A 20,395-nucleotide genomic window follows, 5' to 3' on the forward strand; every position below is an offset into this window, starting at 1 on the left:
ATTGCTAAGGTTCTCCGGGTGCCATGGCCGGATGCCGTCGTCCGGCGCAATGTGGCGTCTATTCCTTCACACGTATTTATCGTCGTGAAACGATAATGTGACTTTCTCTCACTTTTGCCGGGATGGGTGCTATGCGCTTGCGCAATGCGCGTTTGCGGACCAAGGTCACGGCACTGCTGGTGTCACTTATCGCGCTGTGGGCCTTCACCGCATGGGTCACCGTACGTGAGGGCTTCAACATGCTGGGCGTGGCCAGGCTCGACGCGAGCGTCGCGGAACCGAGCGAGAAGCTGCTGGTCGAGCTGCAGAACGAGCGCAGACTCAGCCTGATCTACCTCGGCACCTCGGGCTCGGCCCGCCAGCAGCGCGAGACCCTCAGCGCCCAGCGCAGACGCACCGAGGACGCGGTGGCCAACTTCAGGGCCCTCGCCCAGGGCGGCGACGTCCAGTGGCTCGGCGGCGACGCCCTCAACCGGCGCATCACGGAGACCGTCCAGAGACTCGACGGCCTGCGGCAGGGCCGCAAGGCCATCGACGCGGGCACCATCGACCGGCTCAAGGCGGCCGACGTCTTCACCGACGTCGTCGACTCCCTCTACCGGATCTACGACTCCATGGCGACGCTCGACGACGCCGCCATCGCCAAGGACACCCGGACGGTCATCGAGCTGAGCAGGGCAAGGGACCTTCTGGCCCTGGAGGACGCCGTCGCGGCGGGCGGCCTGACCGCGGGCCGCCTGACCGACGCCGAACGCGCCCTGTTCGCGCAGACCGTCGGCACCCGGCGCTTCCTCTTCCAGGACGCCCTCACCGAGCTGCCCGCCGCGGACCGGGCCATCTGCGACAGCCTGATCGGCAGCGAGCCCTTCACCCGCATGCGCGTCATGGAGGAGCAGCTCATGCGGGGCGGCGCGCCCGCCCCCACCGAACCCGTCGACGCCCGGCAGTGGGCCGCCTCGACCCAGGTCGTGCTGGCCAGGTTCCAGGAGGTGGTGCTGAGCGCGGGAGACGGCGTCGTCCAGCGGGCCACCCCCGTCGCCACCGGCGTGATCGTACGGCTCTCGCTCGCGGGCGGACTCGGCCTGCTGGCCGTCATCGCCTCGATCGTCCTGTCCATCACCACCGCGCGGACCCTGGTCCAGCAGCTCGACAAGCTCAGGGTCGCCGCCTGGGACCTGGCCAACGAGCGGCTGCCCTCCGTGGTCGAGCGCATCGGCCACGGCGAGGACGTCGACATCGCGGCGGAGGCGCCGCCGCTGGAGTTCGGCAACGACCAGATCGGCCACGTCGGCCAGGCCTTCAACGCCGTACAGCGCACCGCCGTCAAGGTCGCGGCCGAGCAGGCGCAGCTACGGCGTGACATCGCGGACATCCTGCGCAACCTCGCCCGCCGTACCCAGTCGCTGGTCCACCGGCAGCTGAGTGTCCTGGACATCATGGAACGGCGGGAGGACGACCCGCAGGAACTGCGTGACCTGTTCCGCCTCGACCACCTGGCGACCCGCATGCGGAGATACGCCGAGAACCTCCTGGTGCTGTCCGGGGCCGCCCCCGGACGCGCCTGGCGCGACTCGGTGCCGATGATCGACGTGGTCCGCGGCGCGCTGGCCGAGATCGAGGACTACACCCGGGTCGACGTGCTGCCGCTCGGCGAGGTCGCGCTGGACGGGCGGGCCGTCGGCGACGTCATCCACCTGGTCGCCGAGCTGGTGGAGAACGCCGCCGCCTTCTCCCCGCCCTACACGACGGTGCAGGTCAGCGGATACTCCGTGGCCCACGGGCACGCCCTGGAGATCGAGGACCGGGGCCTGGGCATGAGCCAGGAGGACATCGACGCCGCCAACGAGCGGATCGCGAACCCGCCGGAGCTCAAGCTGTCGGGCAACGCCCGCCTGGGCCTCTACGTGGTCAGCCGCCTGGCCGAACGGCACGAGATCCGGGTGACGTTCAAGGCCTCGCCGTACGGCGGCACGACCGTGGTGGTCCTGCTGCCCCAGGAGCTCATCAAGGAACAGGCGGAGCGGGAGCCGGAACCCGCCGTCGCGGTGCCGCAGCCCCGCACGGTCGGCGTGGGAGGCCCGGGAGGCCTGGGAGGGCCGCTGGCCCAGCCGGCACCGCACGCCGGACCCCGCGCGGCGACCCAAGGCGGGCCCCAGGGAGGGCACCAGGCAGCGCCTCAGCCGCCGCAGGGGCCACGGAACCGGGGCGCTGATCCGCTGACGGGCACCGGCCAGGGCGGCGCCGGGCGGCGCGAGACGCGCCCGGTCACCCACAGGAGGATCCCGGGAGGAGTGCAGGAGCCCCAGGTGGGCGAGGGCGGTCCCGGTACGGCGCTGCCCCCCGTCCTGCCTCCCCCCGACACCAGCCACACGCCCGGCGGCCTGCCGCGGCGCGTGCCGCAGACGCACCTCGCCGCACCGCTGCAGGAGGACGAGCCCGCGCCGCGGGGGCCGGGCACCGAAGATCCGGACGAGCGTTCCCCGGAGATGATCCGCACGGCCATGGCGTCCTTCCAGGACGGCACCCGCCGGGGGCGTTCGGACGCGGCACAGCTGCTCGACAAGGAGGATGACCGCGCCGACGGGGGCGGATCCCGCGGGTGAGAACCGGGACCGTCCCGGATCTCCGCCGCGCCGATCCGGTGCAGACGGGCCGCCAGAGACACACGATCGAACGCCCACCGGCAGAAAGAGGACTACGAGTGGTGCAGGGAACAGGATCTTCCACCGACCTGGCCTGGTTGCTGGACGATCTCATCGAGCGGGTCGGAGAGGCCGAACACGGCATCGTCTTCTCCACCGACGGTCTGTTGCTGGCGACCTCGGCGGAGTTCGACCGGTCGGACGCCGAACACCTGGCAGCCGTCGGATCGGCGATCCAGAGCCTTGGCAAGGGCGTCAGCGACCGGGTCAACGGCGGCGCGGTACGCCAGACCATCATCGAGATGCGTTCCGCCTACCTGATCGTGACCGCGGCGGGCCAGGGCGCCTGCCTGGCGGTGCTCTGCACGAACGAGGCCGACGTGGGCCTGGTGGCCTACGAGATGGCCATGCTCGTCGCGCGGGTCGGCCAGTACCTCATCTCGCCCGCCAGAACGGCGGAGCCGGTCAAGGACGACGTACCACGATGAACGACCCCTTCGAGGAGCTGCCCGACACGCAGTGGGTGGGTGACGATGCCGGGGCGATCGTCCGGCCGTACATCCTGACCCGCGGCAGGACGGAACCGGCCAGCGGCAGATTCGACCTCGTCACACTGGCGGTGGCCGTCAGGGCCCTGTCGCAGCGGGACACCGGGCTCGATCCTGAGTGCCTGGCCATCGTGCGGCTCTGCCTGCAGCCGCAGTCGGTCGCAGAGATCGCCGCGCACATCAACCTTCCGGCGGGCACGGTCCGTGTCCTGCTGGGCGACCTGCTCGACCAGGGCTACATCGCCCTGCAAGAGCCGCATTCGGAGACCGACATGCAAGACGAGAGGCTGTACAGGGCGGTGCTCGATGGACTCCGTGCGCTCTAGCCGCGACGCGGGCCGGATCAAGCTGCCCAGGGCGATCAAGATCCTGGTCGCGGGAGGCTTCGGCGCGGGGAAGACGACCCTGGTCGGCTCCGTCTCCGAGATAGCGCCGCTGAGCACCGAGGAGACGCTGACCAACAGGGGCGTCGGCATCGACGACCTGTCCGGCGTCGAGAGCAAGCGGACGACCACGGTCGCGATGGACTTCGGCCGCATCACCATCGGCGACGCCTACCGGCTCTACCTCTTCGGCACCCCCGGCCAGGAGCGGTTCTGGTTCCTCTGGGACGAGCTGGCGCTCGGCGCGCTCGGCGCGGTCGTCATCGCCGACACCCGCAGGCTGGCCGACTGCTTCCCCTCTCTCGACTACTTCGAGCGGCGCCAGACGCCCTTCATCGTCGCGGTGAACTGCTTCGACGACTCCCGCCGCTACGACCTGGAGGAGGTACGGCTCGGCCTCACCCTCCACGAGGACATCCCGATCGTGATGTGCGACGCCAGGCAGCGGGAGTCGGGCAAGGAGGTGCTGATCGCCCTGGTCGAGCACGCGATGCGGACGCGTCTCGGCGCGACGGTCGGAGGGGACCTTCACGGGGGCGCGGTCTCCCAGTGAGGGATCCCGCCGGGCGCGCCGTACGGCCAGGTGCGGCACCGGCGGTCCCGGTCGCTAGTGTGGCCTGCGTGGTTCACCGAACGCGGGCCGTCGCGGCCGTACTGACGGTTCTGCTGACCGGCCTGGCGGGTCTGGTCACCGGCTGCGGTGCCGGAGGCGCCGTCTACAACTTCGGCACCGTCGTGCGCGGGGAGGCGGGCAGGACCGTCGAGGTCGGCCTCCCCCTCGGCAGGCGCTTCTCCCTCGCCGTGACCGACGGCGCCGCGGGCTGGCGGCTCGCGGCCCTGCCGGACGCCAGGGTCGCCTCCTTCATCAGTCAGGAGCGGCGGACCGAGGACGGGCGCGCGACCCGCTACTTCGTGTTCAACGCCAAGTATCGCGGCACGGCCACCATCACCCTCCTCGCCTGCGCCGACTGCGCGGACGGCGGGCGGGAGCAGGCGACCTTCAAGATCACCGTCACCTGAGCCGGTGGCGGTCCCGCCGCCTTCGATGTCAGGCTTGGGGTCATGAACCACCGTTTGTCCGATGTCGATCTCTCCCAGAAGCTCTCCAAGAAGGAGGCCACGGAACGGCTCGACGCCGCCCTCGAACGGCTGCTGCGGCTGAGACTCATGCTGGGCGGGCAGATCGGCGAGCGCCGCATCGGCCCGCCGGTGTGCGTGGTGTTCGAAGGCTGGGACGCCTCAGGCAAGGGCGGGGCCATCAAACGCCTCGTGCGTCCCCTCGACCCCCGGCACGTACGGGTCGCCCAGTTCGCCGCGCCGACCTACGACGAGAAACGGCACCACTTCCTGTGGCGGTTCTGGCCGGTGCTGCCCGGCTGGGGCGGGATGACCGTGCTCGACCGCTCCTGGTACGGGCGGGTGCTGGTCGAGCGGGTCGAGGGGTTCGCCACCGAGGAACAGTGGTCGCGGGCCTACGACGAGATCGTGGAGTTCGAGCGGTCCCTCGTCGCCGAGGGCATGATCATGGTCAAGTTCTGGATGCACGTCTCGCCGGAGGAACAGCTACGGCGCTTCGAGGACCGGGCGGGTGACCCGCTGCGGGTCTGGAAGCTGACCGACGAGGACTGGCGCAACCGCGAGAAGCGCCCGCAGTACGAGGCCGCCGTCGAGGAGATGCTCGCCCGCACCGACCGGCCCTGCGCGCCCTGGCACGTCGTCCCCGGCGACGACAAACGACTGGCCCGCGTCGTGGTGGTGGAAACGGTCTGCGCCGCGATGGAGGAGAAGCTGCTGTGACATCCGCCCCGCCTGGCGGCGTCGCGGGCCTGGGCGCTTTCGGGCCGGTGCTTTCCCTCGCCGCTCATCCGCTTCGCTCCTTCGCTCCTCGGTCCAGGCACCGACGCGCCCAAGCCGAAGCGCCTGGTCGCAGGACTAGAGATCCAGCTCTGAGGAGGTGAAGCGGTCGCGGAGGAAGCGGCCGTGGTCTCTCAGGGCCTGGTCGTCGCCCCTGTGCACGGCCTGGGCCACCTCGCCCAGTTTGGTCTCCAGCAGGCCGAGCTGGGCGAGCAGTTCCTCGTGGGCGCTGCGTTCGCGTTCCGAGCGGCGGCTCAGCGCGTAGGAGCGGGGCAGGTTGGCGTAGGCCTCCAGGCTGGAGGGCAGATAGTCGCGGATCGTCTGGGAGACGACGTGCAGGTGGTCGGGGGAGGTGGTCAGCGCCTCCGCCCGGCCGAGGACGCCGTCGAGCACCTCGGCCAGGGCGCCGACCCTGGCCTGCACGTCCTCGGGAAAACGCGCCGAGCCGCGCACCTTCCGCCGCAGCGCCTCCAGGTCGGTCCTGAGCAGGCCCGCCTCGACCTCGGCGTTGGAGACGGCCAGCCTGATCCGCTCCGGCGGGGCCAGCAGCGCGCCGACGCCGTACAGACCGGCGACGACCAGCGGCCAGAACGCGCCCGCCAGGCCGAGCAGGTGGGCGCCGAGACCGGCCAGGGCCAGGACGCATCCGGTGATGTTCCTGGTCGAGCCGAGATACCTCAGCACCCGCTCACTGGTAGCCACGGATCTCCTTGAACGCCGCGGCCAGTGACCCGTCGCGGGCGTCGAAGACGGCGCCGCCGGTCAGCGTGGCGATCTGCCTCATCTCCTCGACGTCGCTGTCGCCGAACAGCACCACGAACGTCCTGGTCCGCCGCTGCTCGCCGGGCAGCGCCCGGTAGAAGGCGGCGAAGTCGTCGTAGGAGATGCCGTCGGTGTTCTCGCCGTCGGTCATCAGCACCACCGACGTGTAGTGCCCGTCGCCGGCCGTCGCCGCCTGCTGGTACGCGGTGCGCAGCCCGTCGAAGATCGCCGTCCCGCCCTCGATCCGCAGGCCCTGCGCGTAGGACTTGATCTCGTTGAGGACCGGCTGCGGATTCCCCTCCGGGAGGGTGAACGACTTCGGCTGCCCGACCGAGCCGCTGAACGGGATCATGATCACGTTCTCCCGGTCGCGGAAGCGGGAGAACGTGCCGGAGGCCGAGGTGTCGGCGCCGGTGAGGGTGACCAGCGCCCGGCGCAGGTTCTCGATCCTGTCGCCCTCCATCGACCCCGAGACGTCCAGCACGAACAGGGCCCGGGAGGGGACGCGCGCCTCGTCGAGGTAGGCGGTGATCAGCCCGTCCGCGGTGCTCCTGCGGTTGGGGAAGGGCAGTTCGAGCAGCGGCGCGGTGCCGAACTCGGGGCCGGGCCGTACCTGTGGCACGGCGGGTCGCCTGTGGGTGGTGGTCATGATCTGCCGCTGGGTGTCCGGGGTGCGCAGCCAGGAGGTCAGCCTGCCGTACAGCTCCCGCTTCTCCTGGGTGGCCGAGGCCAGCAGGGTCAGCGGGTAGTCCGCGGTGACCACCCCGTCGCTCGGGTAGATCAGGCTCATCCCCTTGACGCCCAGCAGCACCGACTCGTAGTTCACCAGGCCGTCGACCCCGCCGTCCCTGGCGTAGGCCTCGGCCAGCCAGCCGGAGGAGCCCGAGGTCAGCCGCTGGGCGGAGAAGAACTGCTTCAGCTTGGGCGTGACCGCCGTGACCTGCTCCGGGCTCAGCGCCTCCCCGGCGTCCGACAGCGCCGCGGCCACCCCGACAAGCGCGGAGAATCCGGAGTTGGACGAGGCCGGGTTGGTCATGCCGAAGGTGAAGCGTCCCTGCTGGGCGGCGTCCGCGATCTGCTGCCAGCTGATCGGTCTGCCCTCCCAGCCGAGTTCGCGTGCCTTGGCCGTCCTGAGGCCGAGCAGCACGGGGGAGGACATGATCCTGGTCTCGGTGGACAGGCGGCCCTTGGCGCCGTCGATCAGCGACAGGTAGCGGTTGGAGGAGAACCAGATCGCGTCGTAGGAGCCGTCCGCGTCGCCCCTGGCCACCTGCTCGGCGCCGTCCAGGGTGCCGGCGTAGGAGATCCGCACCTTCACCCCCGAGTTCCGCAGCATCGGTTCGAGGTCCTTGACCTCGCTTCCCGCCAGCACCCTGAGGACGTCGGGGCCGTCCTCGACCTCGTCGCCCGTTCCGTTCGAGCACGCCGCGAGCGCGGTCACGCAGAGCAGCGCGAGCGCCACCGTCAACCGGGCCGTACGACGGCCTGCGAGACGCCTCATCGGGCCCCCTCGGCGCGCTCAAGGTAGGTCCTGGCGTGCGCCAGCTCGGTGTTCAGGCTCTCCACGGTGGTCGCCATGCTCTCCACGGCCTGCGACCTGAAGCCGTCGATCATGTCCATGGTCGCGTAGACGTTGTCGAAGGCCCTGCGCAGCACGTCCATGTCGACGACCGTCGAGGCCGCCTGGTTCTGGATCGCCCCCGCCTGGGTGCGCAGCATCTCACTGGTGGCCAGGATCAGGTCGCCGGTCGTCGCGTTGAGCGCGGTGATCTGGTCGAGCACCAGCTTCTGGTTGGTCAGCGCCTGGGCGACGGTGACCGCGGTGCGCAGCGCGGCGACCGTCGTGGTCGTGGCGCGGTCGACGCCCTTGCTGAGTTCGAGGTTGTTCTTGCGGACCAGGTCGAGGGCCAGATACCCCTGAACGGAGACCGCGAGCTGGGTGAGGATGTCCTGGTGCCGCTGCCGTACGGTGAACAGGGCGTCAGAGCGCAGCGCGGTGGCCTTCTCCGGGTCGGAGGCCTCCAGGACGAGGACGCGCCCCTCAAGCTCGCGGTCGAGCTCGGCGGCCATCACGGCGTACTCCTGCAGGCGGGTCATCGTCTCCCACAGGTTGGCCTTCTCGCCCTCGATGGCGGCGTTGTCCTTCAGCAGCTCGTCCTGACCGGACTTCAACGCCCTGATGATGTCGTCCAGGTGCTGCTGCGCGGAGCGGTACCTGGCGAAGTAGTCGCGCAGCCGGTCGCCGAACGGGATGAGCCCGAGCAGCTTGCGCGGGCCGCTCGCCGCCTGCCTGGGGTCGAGGTCGACCACCGTACGGCGCAGCGCGACCAGCCGGTCGGCCACCCGGCCCTGGGCGTCCGCGCTCTCGCCCTTGGCCGAGGCCAGGGCGGTCACCGGGCGCTTGAGCATCCGGTTGGCCGTCTGGGAGGCGGAGCGGATCTCGCCGTCCCCCATGGAGGAGATGTCGTTCACCTTGCGGGTGAAGTCAGGGGCCCTGTGGTCGAGTGCGGCCAGTTCGTCGGCGAACCGCCGCGCCTTGGCGGCGAGCTCGTCCGCGCGGCCCTCGGCCAGCGGCAGCATGGTCGCCGCCGTGGACGGGGAGACGGCCGTGACCGGGGCCGGGGGGGTGAGCACCAGTTCGTTCTCGGCCACCTTCAGCGCACTCCTTCCGAGGTTTTTTCCGGCGCTTTTTCCGGCGCTTTTTCCGGGGCTTCCTGACGTCCCGGGCTGCCCGGGTTTCCCTGCTGGGGCACGGCGCCGCTGGCGTACAGCCGGTCGATGTTCGTGATGAGCCCCTCCAGGTGCTCGTAGGTGGGGGGTTCGACCACGTCGACCAGGTCACGCGCCGCCGGGGCGCCGGACTTGGCGACCAGAGCGGTGAAGGCCGCGGGGTCCGCGGTGCGGAAGCCGTACCTGGCGGCCAGGCCCCGCAGTCCGGGGTCCTCGGTCAGCAGCTTGCCGACCCGCGAGCCGTCGGCGGTGAGGGGCACCAGCGTGTGCTTGCTCAGCACGGTCGGCGACGGGTAGAGCAGCCGCATCCCGGGTTTGATCGAGCCGTCCCCCGCGAAGGCGTGGGAGAGGTACTGGGCTTCGTAGATCATGACCATCGGCGTCTTGCCCGACCCCATGACCAGGTAGTCGTCGAAGGGGGCCTCGGAGGAGGCCTGGGAGTAACCCTGGTCGAGGAAGATCGGCGCCACGGTCCTCGCCACCCCGGTCACCTGCGCGGTGCTGTTGACCACGTCCTCGCCGTTGGCGACGTAGCTGGTGATGGCCAGGTACATGGCCGCCGAGTTGGAGGTCCTGACGTCGGTCGTGGTCAGCAGCACCCGTTTGCGCGCCGGATAGGCGGTGTTGCCGGGCAGCTTGTCCCAGCGGGTGCCCTTGGCGGCCAGGTCGAGATACTTGGCGACGTCGAACACCGGGTAGCCGTGCCCCGAGTCACGCACCAGGCCCGCCTTCGTCAGCAGGTCGGCGATCGGCTGGAAGGTCGCGATGGCCATGGGGGAGTAGAAGGGGGAGAAGACGGTGGAGACCCCGCGGTCCTTTCTGATCTTCTCGGCGGCGGGAAGGCTTGAGGGAAAGGCGAACGCGTAGCCGTCGAGTTTGACCTCGGTGGCGATCTGCCGGGAGCCCGCGGTGTCCACCTCGACCCGCAGGCCGTGTTTGGCGAACGCGGCACGGACCTGAGGATCCTCGAAGAAGGGCTTCTTCTCCGAGCCGATCACCCCGCGCACCGTCACCAGGCCGCCACCTGGGCCTTCGTCGTTCCTGTTGCCCAGGACGACGGCCACGACGACCGCGGCGCCGAGCAGCAGCGCGAGGACGACACCGATCGACCGTTTCATTCCACCCCATTTCTACAAATAGCATCTCTTGTTGGAATTATCGGAGGAGGGGAAACGAACGCGCGCCGGATGCCGGGGTATGCATGAGAATTAAGAGGCCGTTCATTCTTTCGTCATCTGGAAAGGCCGTCATGCGACTGAGATCCCGGCTGGGCGCACTGGACCGGCGGGTGTTCGCGGCGGTCGCGGACGCCAGGCTCCCCGGCCTCGAACGCCTCCTGCCCGCCCTGTCGCGGGCGGCCGACCACTCGCTGCTGTGGGCGGGGGTCGCCGGGGGATGCGCGCTCAGCGGCCGTGCGCCGCTGCGCCGCGCGGCCACCCGGGGGCTGCTCGCGATCGGGGTGGCCAGCCCGACGGTGAACCTGGTCTGCAAGCGGTTCTTCGGCCGCTCCAGGCCCTCCCTGGAGGGCTTCCCGCTGGCCCGGCTGATCAGGGTGCCCGCCTCGACCTCGTTCCCGTCCGGGCACTCGGCCTCGGCCGCCGCCTTCGCCACCGCCGTGGCGATGGAGGCTCCGCTGCCCGTCGCCGCCCCCGTCACGCTTCTCGCGGCGGCGGTCTGCTTCTCGCGGGTCTACACCGGCGTGCACTACCCGGGCGACGTGTTCGCGGGGGCCGGGGTCGGTGTGGCGGCCGGGGTGCTGACCCGGCGGCTGTGGCCGGCCGTACGTCTGCTGAGGGCCGCGCGCATCAGGGGAATGGCCCCAGGAAACGCCGTAAACGAGGCGGAGGATGACTGATCGGGTTTTTCACGTTTGACGGGTCGTGACAGGCCCGGCGATAGTTGGGCAGGTGACTGCCCCCCGACTGATCTCATGCGCCGTGGTCACCACGATGGCCCTGAGCGCCTGCACCACCGTAAGCTCGAACGATCCCGTGGTCGGCGGCCCGACCGCCGGCGGTGTGGTCGGAGAGGGAACCGGACCCGTCGTGGGATCGGACCCGGCCACCGCGCCGACGGTCGTCGAGCTCACGGCCGACGCCTACCGCGCCGAACTGAACAAGGCGCGCGGCCCCATCAGGGACGCCATCAGGAAACTGAACGACACCGGAGGCAAGGGCCTCGGCGAACGGCTCGAACGGACGGTCTCCACGATGGAGAGCGCCGTCTCGGGCCTGGAGGCCCTCGTCCCGCCGTCCGACGTCAAGGTCCAGCACGGCAACTACGTGGGCGCGCTCAGAAGTCTCACGAGCGCGCTGTCCGACGCCAAGGAGGACGTCGAGGCGCAGGACGTGTGCACCGGGCCCGCGGTGCTGACGGGGGCCGACGAGAGCGGACGCCTCTCGCCGGTGCGCGACAGCGGCCGCGCGCTGACCGGCTATCCGGCCGACGTCGTCTCCGTGAAGGTCAGCGGCGAGCGGTCGCGCCGCCTGGGCAACGGCTCCTACATCTCCTCCGAGAGCCGTCCGGGACGCGCCTACCTGGAGCTGAAGAACGGCAACAACAGGGACGCGGTCGTCGTGCTGACACGCGGCAAGAAGAAGGTGATCTCGGTCTACGTCCGCAAGAAGTCGTCGTTCAAGATCAAGGGGGTGCGGGACGGCACGTACAAGGTCTACTACACCCTCGGCGTCGACTGGGACTCCAGGGCCCGCGCCTTCAGCCGCTCGTGCACCTTCGAGCAGTTCGGCAAGTCCGTCAAGTTCAGGACCACCCGCACCTGGTCGCAGATCCGCTGGACCAACTGGACGCTGACCCTCAACGCCGTCGTCGGCGGCACCGTACGGCCCAGGCACATCAAACCGAGCGAGTTCCCCAGCTGATCCTCCGGGGGCCGGGAACGACGAGACCGCGACCTCCGTCGCGAGATCGCGGTCCCGGCCTCTCCGGTGGCCCGTAGGGCGTCAGCTGGAGAACAGCATGCCCACCCAACTGCGGCGGTGGTGACCGTAGTGACCGTGGTGCGGCGCGCCCCAGCCCGGAGCCCCGTGCTGCATGGGCGGCGGCGGGGGAGGCGGGGGAGCGGAGTGGTACTGGCTCTCGATCCGGGTCAGCGTCTCCAGCTCGCCGTAGTCCAGGAAGATGCCGCGACAACTGTCGCACTGGTCGATGTGGACACCGTTGCGCTCATAGGTGCGCATGTTGCCCCGACACTTCGGGCACTGCATCTGGCCGATCTCCTTGTTCTAGGGTTGCTTTTGGCGTAACCACAACCTACTGCGTGGGCACACTATGGCAGGCGGTTCGGAACTGGACAATCCTCTGACAGGTGTCGACGAGTGTCTGTTCGACCTCGTCCAGTGGCCGCCCCTCCCGCTCCGCCGCGATCACGGCCGCCGCGGTGAGCTGCACGGTCATCGCCTGAGCCGGGAGGTTCAGCCGTTCCCACGGGTCGCCGTCCACACCCGCGGCGAGCCCGCCCGCCGCCCGGTAGGCGGCCAGGAAACGGTGCCAGACGGCCGGGTCGAGCAGCCCGGCGGCGAACCACGCCGCGGGCCTGGCCAGGTCCCAGGCCTGGTCGCCGACCCCCAGGTCGTCGACGTCGATGAGGATCCACCCCTCCCCGGTCCTGACGAGCTGGCCCATGTGCCAGTCACCGTGGGTGAGCCCCGTCACCTCGGGGGCGGGGGCGGCGTCCAGGGCCGGAAGGCAGGCCAGCGCGACCAGGGCGGCCCGCGCCGCGGCCGAGGGGTTGCCCCGCAGCCGGGCGGCCATGGCGGCCACCTTGCCCGGTCCGCCCGCGGCGGGCAGCGGCGGCAGCGCCCCGGCCGGTACGGCGTGCAGCCGGGCCAGTAGCCGCGCCGACTCCTCCCAGGGGGCCGCCTCGGGGGCGGCGGGATCGACCGGGGTGCCCGCGGGCCACACGGTGACCAGCCTGCCGCCCACCGACAGCACCTCCTCGGTCACGGGCCCGAGCATGCTCCCGCGCAGCGCCGGGTGCGCCACGGCCCGCATCCGCCGTTCGAGCGGCTCGCGCGGGGCGCCGGGGGCGTGCGCCTTCACCACGACGCCGCCCGCCCGGACGATGACCACGTCCGGCCTGGTCGGCACCACCTCGGCGGGGGCGGTGCCGTACCGGGCCGCGACGCGGCCGAGCCCGGCCATGAGATCGTCGTCGGGGCCGTCGTGAAAGTCCTCACTGTCGCTCACCCGGCAAGTGAACCACCGATCCGGGCCCGCGTAGGGTGCTGGCATGAGGATCGGATTCGCGGCGCCGCTGTCCGGGGCCTGGGCCTCACCGGCCAACATGGTGCGGATCGCCCGCAGGGCCGAGGAGCTCGGCTACCACGAACTGTGGACCTTCCAGCGGCTGCTGTACCCGCGGGGCCACGGGACGGACCTGGTCTACCGCAGCGTGCACGACCCGGTGGTGACGCTGGCCTACCTGGCGGGGGTCACCGAGCGGATACGGCTCGGCGTCGCGGTGCTCAACATGCCCTTCGCCTCGCCGCCGCTGCTGGCCAAGCAACTGGCCAGCCTGCAGGCGGTCTCCGGCGGGCGGCTTGACGCCGGGCTCGGGCTCGGCTGGATGCCGGAGGAGTTCGCCGCCTCCGGGGTGCCCCTCGAACGGCGGGGGCGGCGCGCCGAGGAGTACATCGGCCTGCTGCGGCGGCTGTGGTCGGAGGAGACGGTCGAACACCGGGGCGAGTTCTACGAGTTGCCGCCCGCGTACCAGGACCCCAAGCCGCCCACGCCGCCGCCCATCCTGCTCGGCGGGAGCGCCGAGGTCGCGCTGCGGCGGGCGGGCCGGCTCGCGGACGGCTGGATCGGTTCGAGCCGTGAGGACCTGGGCCGCGTCGACAAAAAAATCTACATTGTAAAGGAGGCGGCGCGTGCGGCGGGCAGGGACGCCGAGGCGCTGCGCTTCGTCACCCGGGGCGTCACCCGGGTCAGGCCGGGGGGAGAGGCCGAGCGCGCCCCGCTGACCGGATCGTTCGAGGAGATCAGACGGGACGTGGCCGCCCTTGAGGCCAAGGGCGTCACCGAGGTCTTCCACGACCTCAACTTCGATCCGGAGATCGGTTCGCCCGACGCCGACCCCCGTGAGTCGATGCGCAGGGCGGAGGCCGCGCTGGAGGCCCTCGCACCCTGACCTGGTGTTGGGTTGGATGGGGACATGAGGGAACGGGAGATCGCGGACCGGCTGGAGATCGCCGACCTGCTCGCCAGATACGCCCACGTCCTGGACGCCGGAGACTGGGCACGCCTCGACCTCGTGTTCACCGCGGGCGCGGTGCTCGACCACACCTCGGCGGGCGGCGTCCGGGGCACCCGCGAGGAGGTCAGGCGGTGGCTGGCCGAGACGCTGTCGCGCTGGCCGGTGCGGCACCACCTGATCGGCCTGCCGGTCGTCAGGTTCGAGGGGGACGAGGCCGAGGTGACCGTCCCCTACACCGGCACGCTCGTCCCTCCCGGAGGCGTCCTGGACGCCGGCCTCGTCCGGCACGGCGGCTGGCACCACCACCGCCTGGTCCGCACGCCGTACGGCTGGCGCAGCGGGGAACTGGTCGAGGAACAGGCCTGGCGTGTGACGGGGGACGGCGGCGTGTGAAGCATGCCGGACCTGTCATTCTTAGTTGCGTGATGTCGTATCTGTCGGGCCGTAACGCGGGGGAACGGTGAAAGAAAGCAAGCCGATCGAGTGCTGGCTGTCGGACATGGACGGGGTCCTCGTCCACGAAGGACACCCCGTTCCCGGCGCGGACGAGTTCGTCCGCCGCCTGCACCAGTCGGGCAGGCGTTTCCTCGTGCTCACGAACAACTCCATCTACACCCCCCGGGACCTGTCCGTACGGCTGCGCGCCGTCGGCCTGGAGATCCCGCCGGAGTCGATCTGGACCTCCGCGCTGGCCACGGCGCGGTTCCTGGACGGTCAGCGGCCCGGCGGCTCGGCCTACGTGATCGGTGAGGCGGGGCTGACGACCGCCCTGCACGAGGCCGGTTACGTGCTGACCGACATCGACCCCGACTACGTGGTGCTCGGCGAGACCCGCACCTACAGCTTCACCCAGATCACCCGGGCCATCCGGCTCATCGAGGGCGGCGCCCGCTTCATCGCGACCAACCCCGACCCGGTCGGCCCGTCGAGTGAGGGGTCGCTGCCCGCGTGCGGCGCGGTCGCGGCGATGATCACCAAGGCGACCGGCGTGCAGCCGTACTTCGTCGGCAAGCCGAACCCGATGATGATGCGCAGCGCGCTGCGGGCCATCGAGGGGCACAGCGAGACCACCGCCATGATCGGCGACCGGATGGACACCGACATCGTCTCCGGCATGGAGGCCGGGCTGCACACGATCCTGGTGCTCAGCGGTGTCACGTCCAAGGACGAGATCGAGCGGTACCCCTTCCGCCCGTCCCGGGTGGCCGACTCGGTCGCCGACCTGATCGATCTGATCGACGCCGACGTCTGACGCCGCCCGGGGTCAGCGCAGCGGCAACTCGGAGGCGGGGGCGCGGGCGGTCGGCGAGTCGGCGTCCGGGATGAACAGGCGCGGCGCGCCGCCGCTCAGGGACACCACCCAGACGTCGGCGTCGCGGCCGCCCGCGCCCCCCTTCGGCACCGCGTACATCACATGGTCGTCGTCGAGCCACGCCGCCTGGTCGTCCACGCTGCGGGTCTCCGCGAGCGGGGTCTCGGCGCCGGTCGCGAGGTCGAGGGAGTGGAAGCGCCAGACGTCGGTGTTGAGCCCGGTCCGTTTCTTGTAGACCAGGCGCCCGCCGTCCGGCGACAGGGACGGGCACTCGGCGTTCTCCCGCAGGGCGGTCAGGGTGCGCCGCCCGATGTCGCCCTCGACGAGGTACCTGCGGTCCTGGGTGGCCACGGTGGCGAAGAAGCGCTCCCCGCCGGGGACGAACGTCACACCCCACACGTTGCGGTCGGCGTTGTCGTTCGGCCGCCCGTTCAGCAGGAACGTGAACCGTTCGACGTTGCCGACCGGGTCGCCGCCGACCCGGCCGATGAGGGTCTCGGTCGAGAAACCGTCGGAGAGGTAGGAGTGCCCCGTCACGAAGGTCGTCGTCGCGTAGTAGCGGCCGTCCTCGGAGATCCGGGCGCGGCTCGGGATCCCGGTGACCGGGGCCTCCCCTTCGGGCCGGAGCCGCTCGTCCAGCAGGGTGACGGCGAACGGCTGGATCGGGTTGCGCGTCTGGCGCAGGCAGAGGCCGCCCGCGGGGGAGGCGGCCGTGCGCTCGCAGCGGGGCGGCAGGACGACGCGCTCGCGCCGCACGTCGGCGGCCGGGAGCACGGCGAGGTGGCCGAACCCGGGTCCCGGGCGCAACGACCGGAACACGACCTGCCGGCCCTCGGGCAGTTCGGCCCGGCCGTCGCCCGCGGCGCCGGTCGCCCCCGCGCGCAGCACCGAAAGGACGACGTAGCCCACGGCAACGGCGGCGACGAGGACCGCGGCCGTCTTGATGAGCCTGTCGTTCCCGGTCCCGCGCGCGCTGGGCTGGGTCATCGGGCCTCCGTACGGCGGTCGCGGGCTCGTGTGATCATCGGTACGGCGGTGAGCAGGGCGGCGGTGAGGGCGGCGACGAAGATCCACACGGCGGTCTCGCCCTCGGCGACCGTCCAGATCGCGCCGAAGGCCACCGCGCCCAGGGCCCGCCCGCCCGCGACCGCCGTCTGGACGACGGAGATCCCGGTCGCCGTCAGCCCGGCGGGCAGCATGGGGGCGGCCGCGGCGGGCAGCACGCCGTCGGTCGCCGCGTAGTAGGCGCCGAGGAACGCCAGGCACAGCACGGCCCCGGCGACGCCTCCGGCCAGGATCGCGGCGAGGTAGGCGCACAGCAGCAGGCCGTACCCGGCGGCGAAGACGCGGTTCCTGCCGTGGCGGTCGGAGAGCCTGCCGAACGGCACGGCCAGGGCGAGGTAGACCAGGCTCGTGCCGACGAACAGCAGCGGGAACCAGCGGGTCGTGACCGACTCGCCGCGCAGCAGGACGAGGTAGAGGAAGCCGTCGCCGATCGTCGCCGCCGACAGCACGGCGGCGGCGCAGAGAAGCCGCAGGAACCCGCCGATCCGCAGCAGCGCCGCGACGTCGCGGGGCGAGAGCGGCCCGGCCGGGGACGGGGTGTGCTCCGGTACACGCTGCAGGAACAGCAGCACGCCGAGGACCGCGGCGCAGAACGAGACGACGAAGACCATGTCGAAGTCGCCCGGCGCGAGCGCGAGCAGCCCGAAGGCGGCGACGGGGCCGAGCAGCGCGCCGGTCGCGTCAAGGGCCCGGTGCACGCCGAAGGACCTGCCGAGCCGGCCGGGGGGAGCCGCGGTGGCGATGAGCAGGTCACGCGGCGCGGTCCGCAGCCCCTTGCCCGCGCGGTCGACCGCGACCGCGGCCGACAGCGCCCCCGCGCCGGCCACGGGCAGCAGCATCAGCTTGGCGGCGGCCCCGAGGGCGTACCCCGCGCCCGCCACGAGCTTGGGACGGCGCAGCCGGTCGGCGAAGAAGCCGCCGAGCAGCCGGACCAGGACGGTCGCGCCCTGGTAGAGACCGTCCAGCATGCCGTACGCCAGAGGGGTGAGCCCCAGGGCGAGCGTCGCGAACAGCGGCAGGACGGCCGTCACCATCTCGGAGGAGACGTCGGTGATCAGGCTCACCAGGCCGAGGACCACGACGACCCGGGGCACGGGGGCTCTCGGCCCCGTGCCGCGCGTGATGTCGCGTACCGATACGTACACCTCAGCCGGTGCCCGGGAGCGGTCCGTCGGTGGAGAAGGCGTTCAGGACGTTGCCGGTGATGGTGGAGATGTCGTTGTCGTAGTGGTTGTAGAACAGGCTGCCCGCCCAGGAGATCGAACTGGCGGAGAAGACCGCGCCCCCCTTGGGGTAGAAGGTGAGGGCCACGTCGCCGCGGACCAGCCAGTTGACGGTGCCGCCCTCCATGAGGTTGGCCGTGTTGTTCTCCTCCTTGACGAACATGTACTCGTCGCCGAAGCCGGTGCCCGAGCCCAGGACGACGGTGTTGTCCGGGGTGCCGAGGGCGTAGTCGGCGCGGTCGAGCTCCTCGCCCATGGGGCCGCCCCTGCTCTGCAGGGAGTCGAAGTCGCCGATGGGGCCGGTGGCCTTGACGCCGTCGAAGACCCAGGCGGCCCTGGGGTCGTGGCTCTCGGGGGAGCGGTCGAGGGGGCGGCTGTACAGGCCGGTTCCCAGCCGTGAGCCGAAGCCCTGGGCGGTGAAGCCGACGCCGACCAGCTGCTGCGGGGGTCTGCCGCGGAAGCGCCACAGGCCGCCGAACTCGCCGGTGGTGTTGTGGTAGTACTCGCCGGGGGCGCTCTGCCAGGCCTCGGTGCCGTCGTGCCTGCGCAGTTCGGTGTAGGTGCCGGTGCGGTCGAGCGGGGTGACCCAGTAGAAGCCGTTGCCGCCCAGGTACATCAGCCTGCCGCCGTCGTTCAGCCAGCCCTCCAGGGCGTCGAGCATGGGTTCGGAGGTGTACTCGGGGTGGCTGCCGGTGACGACGACCTGGTAGTCGTCCAGCAGTTTCCTGCCCTCCCGGTGCAGGTCGTGGTCGGTGACGTAGTCCACGGTGCGGCCGGTGGACTCCAGCCAGTCGATGATGTGGGTGTCGGCCTCGAACTGCCACGGCCTGCCCTCACCCTTCGGGCCGGTGGAGAGCGGGCGCAGGTTGGTGATGGGCCGCAGCGCGGAGGAGTAGACCACGCCGCTGCCGTCGCTGTGCCGGGAGTACTGGCTCATCCCGCTCGTCAGGCCGCCCGTCATCCCGTAGGCCAGGTAACTGAAGGTCGGCACCAGCAGGGCGACCTTGGAGGTGGCCTTGCCCCGCTTGGGGCGCACCACGAAGGTCGCGTGGTAGACGCGTCCGTCGGCCTCCAGCTTGGCCGCGTACACGCCGCTGCGGGCGTCGGCGGGCACCCGCCAGGTGAAGGCGCTCTCCCAGGCGGCGTCGCCCAGGTCGTCGTCGTGGAAGTACAGTGCCCCGTACTGCCCAGGCGCCCGCCTGAAGTTCTGCTCGTCGGCCTGCCAGTTGTGCCCGGTGACGGCGCGGACCGGCAGGTTGACCGTACGGCCGCGCAGCCGGTTGGGGGAGACGTCCACGACCTGGTCGGTGTCCATCCGCTGGGAGAAGTCGAGGGCGAGCGCCGTCCGCCCGGCCGGGCCGCCGTCGCGCAGGGCCTGGACCTCCCGCTCCTCCAGCGCCCGGCCGTACACCCGGGGGGCGTCGACCTTGCCGTTGTAGAACCCGGTGGGCCGGTCCTGGGCTCCCTGGTAGGCGGCCACCAGCAGCGGGGCGGTGGCGTCTCTCAGCCCGCGGGCCTCGATCGTGCGGGTGATGACGGCCTGGGAGTCGTTGGGGTGGCCGGTCAGCGGGTACTGGTACAGCCTCACCTTCCCGGTCCCGGCGTCGTAGGAGACCGCGGCGAAGTACCAGCCGGAGGAGTTCACGTGCTGCGGCCGTACGGCGCCGCCGGGCTCGACCCCGCGCAGCGCCGGGGCCCACGGCTTGAGCCGCACGCCGGTGCTCACCGTGTGGGCCTGCCCGGACCGGTCGGCCAGCCGCAGGCCGAGCCCGCCGTCCCGGTCCACGAACATGCCGTATCCGGCCTGTTCCCTCTCCGACCACTTGGTCACGATCCCCTGCGCGGCCCCGGTGCCGACGGGGGTCCGCCGGTAGGCGACGGGGTTGAGCTCGGAGCCGGGAACGGTGGTCGGCGCGATCCACGCCGTGATGGTGAAGCTTCCGCCGAGCCGCAGGGCGGGGGCGTCCGGGACGCTCACGTACGAGCCGACGGGGAGGGTCTGGTGACGGCCGGGGTACTCCTTGTTGACGGCGGACTCGATGACCTGCTCCTTGAGGCCGGGTCCGCGCGGGTCCGCGTCGCCGTGCACCACCCGGACCATCGTCGCCCTGAAGGTGGGGCTCTTCGTGCTCACCATGAACTTCACGGACTCACCCGGCTGGACGCTCAGCCGGTCCGGATAGCCGCTGATCCCCAGGGCGTCCAGCGCCTCCTGGGGCGTGCCCGGATCGACGGGAAGCGGGAGAGGGTCGACCTTCGGGGTCTGGGGCCAGGCCGCCGCCGTCCCCACTCCCGTGGCCAGGGGGCCGGAGCCGCCGATCGCGACGGCCAGAGCCGTGACCAGCAGTGCCGTCCTCAGTCGTCTGCGCGCGATCACTCGATCACCTCTCTGCCGGCCCTGGAACCCTGGTCACACGGGACGACATGCCGTCTCACCGGCGAGGCGCCGGGGCGACCGCTGTGCCGACGCGATCGAACGATGCGTGCTCTCGTCGCCTCGTGGAGAACGTGCGCTGTCTCCTCTCGCCAAAGGCTCCGCCTCAAGTTAAAACAAACAGCTAAGAACAAGCCATAGGGTGCGTATCGGCCTTCTGGCCGATAGTGGACAGCTCGCCGTACGTGGTTCCGCGACGCCGTCGAGCGCTTCGGCCTTCCCGCCGG

General features: G+C 71.3%; 20 protein-coding genes. 11 read left to right on the forward strand and 9 right to left on the reverse strand.

Annotated elements, in window-relative coordinates:
* Nucleotides 1–131 precede the first annotated feature (131 nt).
* The 6 genes from ABT340_RS18715 (at nt 132) to ABT340_RS18740 (ending at nt 5,370) form a co-directional block, all read left to right on the forward strand.
* Nucleotides 132–2,603 (forward strand): sensor histidine kinase, encoded by a 2,472-nt coding sequence (locus tag ABT340_RS18715; RefSeq protein ID WP_352012015.1) that lies wholly within the window; start codon nt 132–134, stop codon nt 2,601–2,603.
* A gap of 98 nt (nt 2,604–2,701) precedes the next feature.
* Complete coding sequence (locus tag ABT340_RS18720) at nt 2,702–3,130, forward strand: roadblock/LC7 domain-containing protein (RefSeq protein WP_352012016.1); 429 nt, start codon at nt 2,702–2,704, stop codon at nt 3,128–3,130.
* Nucleotides 3,127–3,516, forward strand: a complete 390-nt coding sequence (locus tag ABT340_RS18725; protein WP_352012017.1) for a DUF742 domain-containing protein — start codon at nt 3,127–3,129, stop codon at nt 3,514–3,516. The genes ABT340_RS18720 and ABT340_RS18725 overlap by 4 nt, the downstream gene beginning before the upstream one ends.
* Entirely contained in the window at nt 3,497–4,126 is a 630-nt protein-coding gene (locus ABT340_RS18730) for a GTP-binding protein (protein WP_352012018.1), read from the forward strand. Before ABT340_RS18725 ends, ABT340_RS18730 begins: the two co-directional genes overlap by 20 nt.
* A 68-nt stretch (nt 4,127–4,194) precedes the next feature.
* Nucleotides 4,195–4,593: a hypothetical protein gene (locus tag ABT340_RS18735; RefSeq protein WP_352012019.1), complete on the forward strand. Its 399-nt coding sequence runs from the start codon at nt 4,195–4,197 to the stop codon at nt 4,591–4,593.
* 42 nt (nt 4,594–4,635) lie between these two features.
* Entirely contained in the window at nt 4,636–5,370 is a 735-nt protein-coding gene (locus ABT340_RS18740) for a polyphosphate kinase 2 family protein (RefSeq protein ID WP_352012020.1), read from the forward strand.
* Nucleotides 5,371–5,505: 135 nt separating this feature from the next.
* Here ABT340_RS18740 and ABT340_RS18745 read toward each other — a convergent pair whose 3' ends face one another.
* From ABT340_RS18745 to ABT340_RS18760, 4 genes are read right to left on the reverse strand one after another with little or no spacing between them, the layout of a single operon-like run.
* Nucleotides 5,506–6,129, reverse strand: a complete 624-nt coding sequence (locus tag ABT340_RS18745; RefSeq protein ID WP_352012021.1) for a hypothetical protein — start codon at nt 6,127–6,129, stop codon at nt 5,506–5,508.
* Nucleotides 6,116–7,690: a vWA domain-containing protein gene (locus ABT340_RS18750; protein WP_352012022.1), complete on the reverse strand. Its 1,575-nt coding sequence runs from the start codon at nt 7,688–7,690 to the stop codon at nt 6,116–6,118. Before ABT340_RS18750 ends, ABT340_RS18745 begins: the two co-directional genes overlap by 14 nt.
* Complete coding sequence (locus tag ABT340_RS18755) at nt 7,687–8,841, reverse strand: toxic anion resistance protein (RefSeq protein WP_352012023.1); 1,155 nt, start codon at nt 8,839–8,841, stop codon at nt 7,687–7,689. The genes ABT340_RS18750 and ABT340_RS18755 overlap by 4 nt, the downstream gene beginning before the upstream one ends.
* Before the next feature lie 2 nt (nt 8,842–8,843).
* Entirely contained in the window at nt 8,844–10,037 is a 1,194-nt protein-coding gene (locus ABT340_RS18760) for a hypothetical protein (RefSeq protein ID WP_352012024.1), read from the reverse strand.
* Between the two features lie 131 nt (nt 10,038–10,168).
* Here ABT340_RS18760 and ABT340_RS18765 point away from each other — a divergent pair, with 131 nt between their 5' ends.
* Together ABT340_RS18765 and ABT340_RS18770 are read left to right on the forward strand one after the other, a co-directional pair.
* Nucleotides 10,169–10,774 (forward strand): phosphatase PAP2 family protein, encoded by a 606-nt coding sequence (locus ABT340_RS18765; RefSeq protein WP_352012025.1) that lies wholly within the window; start codon nt 10,169–10,171, stop codon nt 10,772–10,774.
* Between the two features lie 52 nt (nt 10,775–10,826).
* Nucleotides 10,827–11,798, forward strand: coding sequence for a hypothetical protein (locus ABT340_RS18770; protein ID WP_352012026.1), 972 nt, complete (start codon nt 10,827–10,829; stop codon nt 11,796–11,798).
* Between the two features lie 81 nt (nt 11,799–11,879).
* Here the strand turns inward: ABT340_RS18770 and ABT340_RS18775 are convergent, their stop codons facing one another.
* Nucleotides 11,880–12,143 carry a TFIIB-type zinc ribbon-containing protein gene (locus tag ABT340_RS18775; protein WP_352012027.1) on the reverse strand — a complete coding sequence of 88 codons (264 nt, stop codon included), beginning with the start codon at nt 12,141–12,143 and terminating at the stop codon, nt 11,880–11,882.
* A 46-nt stretch (nt 12,144–12,189) separates the two neighbouring features.
* Entirely contained in the window at nt 12,190–13,125 is a 936-nt protein-coding gene (locus tag ABT340_RS18780; RefSeq protein ID WP_352012028.1) for a phosphotransferase family protein, read from the reverse strand.
* A 43-nt stretch (nt 13,126–13,168) separates the two neighbouring features.
* On the opposite strand from ABT340_RS18780, the gene ABT340_RS18785 reads away from it, so the two are divergent.
* From ABT340_RS18785 to ABT340_RS18795, 3 genes are all read left to right on the forward strand, one after another.
* Nucleotides 13,169–14,068: a TIGR03619 family F420-dependent LLM class oxidoreductase gene (locus tag ABT340_RS18785; RefSeq protein ID WP_352012029.1), complete on the forward strand. Its 900-nt coding sequence runs from the start codon at nt 13,169–13,171 to the stop codon at nt 14,066–14,068.
* A 24-nt stretch (nt 14,069–14,092) separates the two neighbouring features.
* Nucleotides 14,093–14,527: a nuclear transport factor 2 family protein gene (locus tag ABT340_RS18790; protein ID WP_352012030.1), complete on the forward strand. Its 435-nt coding sequence runs from the start codon at nt 14,093–14,095 to the stop codon at nt 14,525–14,527.
* A gap of 106 nt (nt 14,528–14,633) precedes the next feature.
* Entirely contained in the window at nt 14,634–15,386 is a 753-nt protein-coding gene (locus ABT340_RS18795; RefSeq protein WP_386188055.1) for an HAD-IIA family hydrolase, read from the forward strand.
* Nucleotides 15,387–15,398: 12 nt separating this feature from the next.
* Here ABT340_RS18795 and ABT340_RS18800 read toward each other — a convergent pair whose 3' ends face one another.
* The 3 genes from ABT340_RS18800 to ABT340_RS18810 are packed head-to-tail and all read right to left on the reverse strand — an operon-like array spanning nt 15,399 to nt 20,111.
* Complete coding sequence (locus tag ABT340_RS18800; RefSeq protein WP_352012032.1) at nt 15,399–16,433, reverse strand: TolB family protein; 1,035 nt, start codon at nt 16,431–16,433, stop codon at nt 15,399–15,401.
* Entirely contained in the window at nt 16,430–17,605 is a 1,176-nt protein-coding gene (locus tag ABT340_RS18805; protein ID WP_352012033.1) for an MFS transporter, read from the reverse strand. The genes ABT340_RS18800 and ABT340_RS18805 overlap by 4 nt, the downstream gene beginning before the upstream one ends.
* 52 nt (nt 17,606–17,657) lie before the next feature.
* Complete coding sequence (locus ABT340_RS18810) at nt 17,658–20,111, reverse strand: N,N-dimethylformamidase beta subunit family domain-containing protein (protein ID WP_352012034.1); 2,454 nt, start codon at nt 20,109–20,111, stop codon at nt 17,658–17,660.
* Nucleotides 20,112–20,395: the final 284 nt, after the last annotated feature.

The sequence above is a fragment of the Streptosporangium sp. NPDC000239 genome, from assembly GCF_040300765.1.
In the GTDB taxonomy this organism is placed as follows: Bacteria; Actinomycetota; Actinomycetes; order Streptosporangiales; family Streptosporangiaceae; genus Streptosporangium.

Coding starts and splice junctions, on each gene's coding strand:
- ABT340_RS18715 (WP_352012015.1), top strand. CDS start 132: ATGCGCTTGCGCAATGCGCGTTTGCGGACCAAGGTCACGGCACTGCTG.
- ABT340_RS18725 (WP_352012017.1), top strand. CDS start 3,127: ATGAACGACCCCTTCGAGGAGCTGCCCGACACGCAGTGGGTGGGTGAC.
- ABT340_RS18730 (WP_352012018.1), top strand. CDS start 3,497: ATGGACTCCGTGCGCTCTAGCCGCGACGCGGGCCGGATCAAGCTGCCC.
- ABT340_RS18740 (WP_352012020.1), top strand. CDS start 4,636: ATGAACCACCGTTTGTCCGATGTCGATCTCTCCCAGAAGCTCTCCAAG.
- ABT340_RS18750 (WP_352012022.1), bottom strand. CDS start 7,690: ATGAGGCGTCTCGCAGGCCGTCGTACGGCCCGGTTGACGGTGGCGCTC.
- ABT340_RS18760 (WP_352012024.1), bottom strand. CDS start 10,037: ATGAAACGGTCGATCGGTGTCGTCCTCGCGCTGCTGCTCGGCGCCGCG.
- ABT340_RS18765 (WP_352012025.1), top strand. CDS start 10,169: ATGCGACTGAGATCCCGGCTGGGCGCACTGGACCGGCGGGTGTTCGCG.
- ABT340_RS18775 (WP_352012027.1), bottom strand. CDS start 12,143: ATGCAGTGCCCGAAGTGTCGGGGCAACATGCGCACCTATGAGCGCAAC.
- ABT340_RS18785 (WP_352012029.1), top strand. CDS start 13,169: ATGAGGATCGGATTCGCGGCGCCGCTGTCCGGGGCCTGGGCCTCACCG.
- ABT340_RS18790 (WP_352012030.1), top strand. CDS start 14,093: ATGAGGGAACGGGAGATCGCGGACCGGCTGGAGATCGCCGACCTGCTC.
- ABT340_RS18795 (WP_386188055.1), top strand. CDS start 14,634: ATGGACGGGGTCCTCGTCCACGAAGGACACCCCGTTCCCGGCGCGGAC.
- ABT340_RS18800 (WP_352012032.1), bottom strand. CDS start 16,433: ATGACCCAGCCCAGCGCGCGCGGGACCGGGAACGACAGGCTCATCAAG.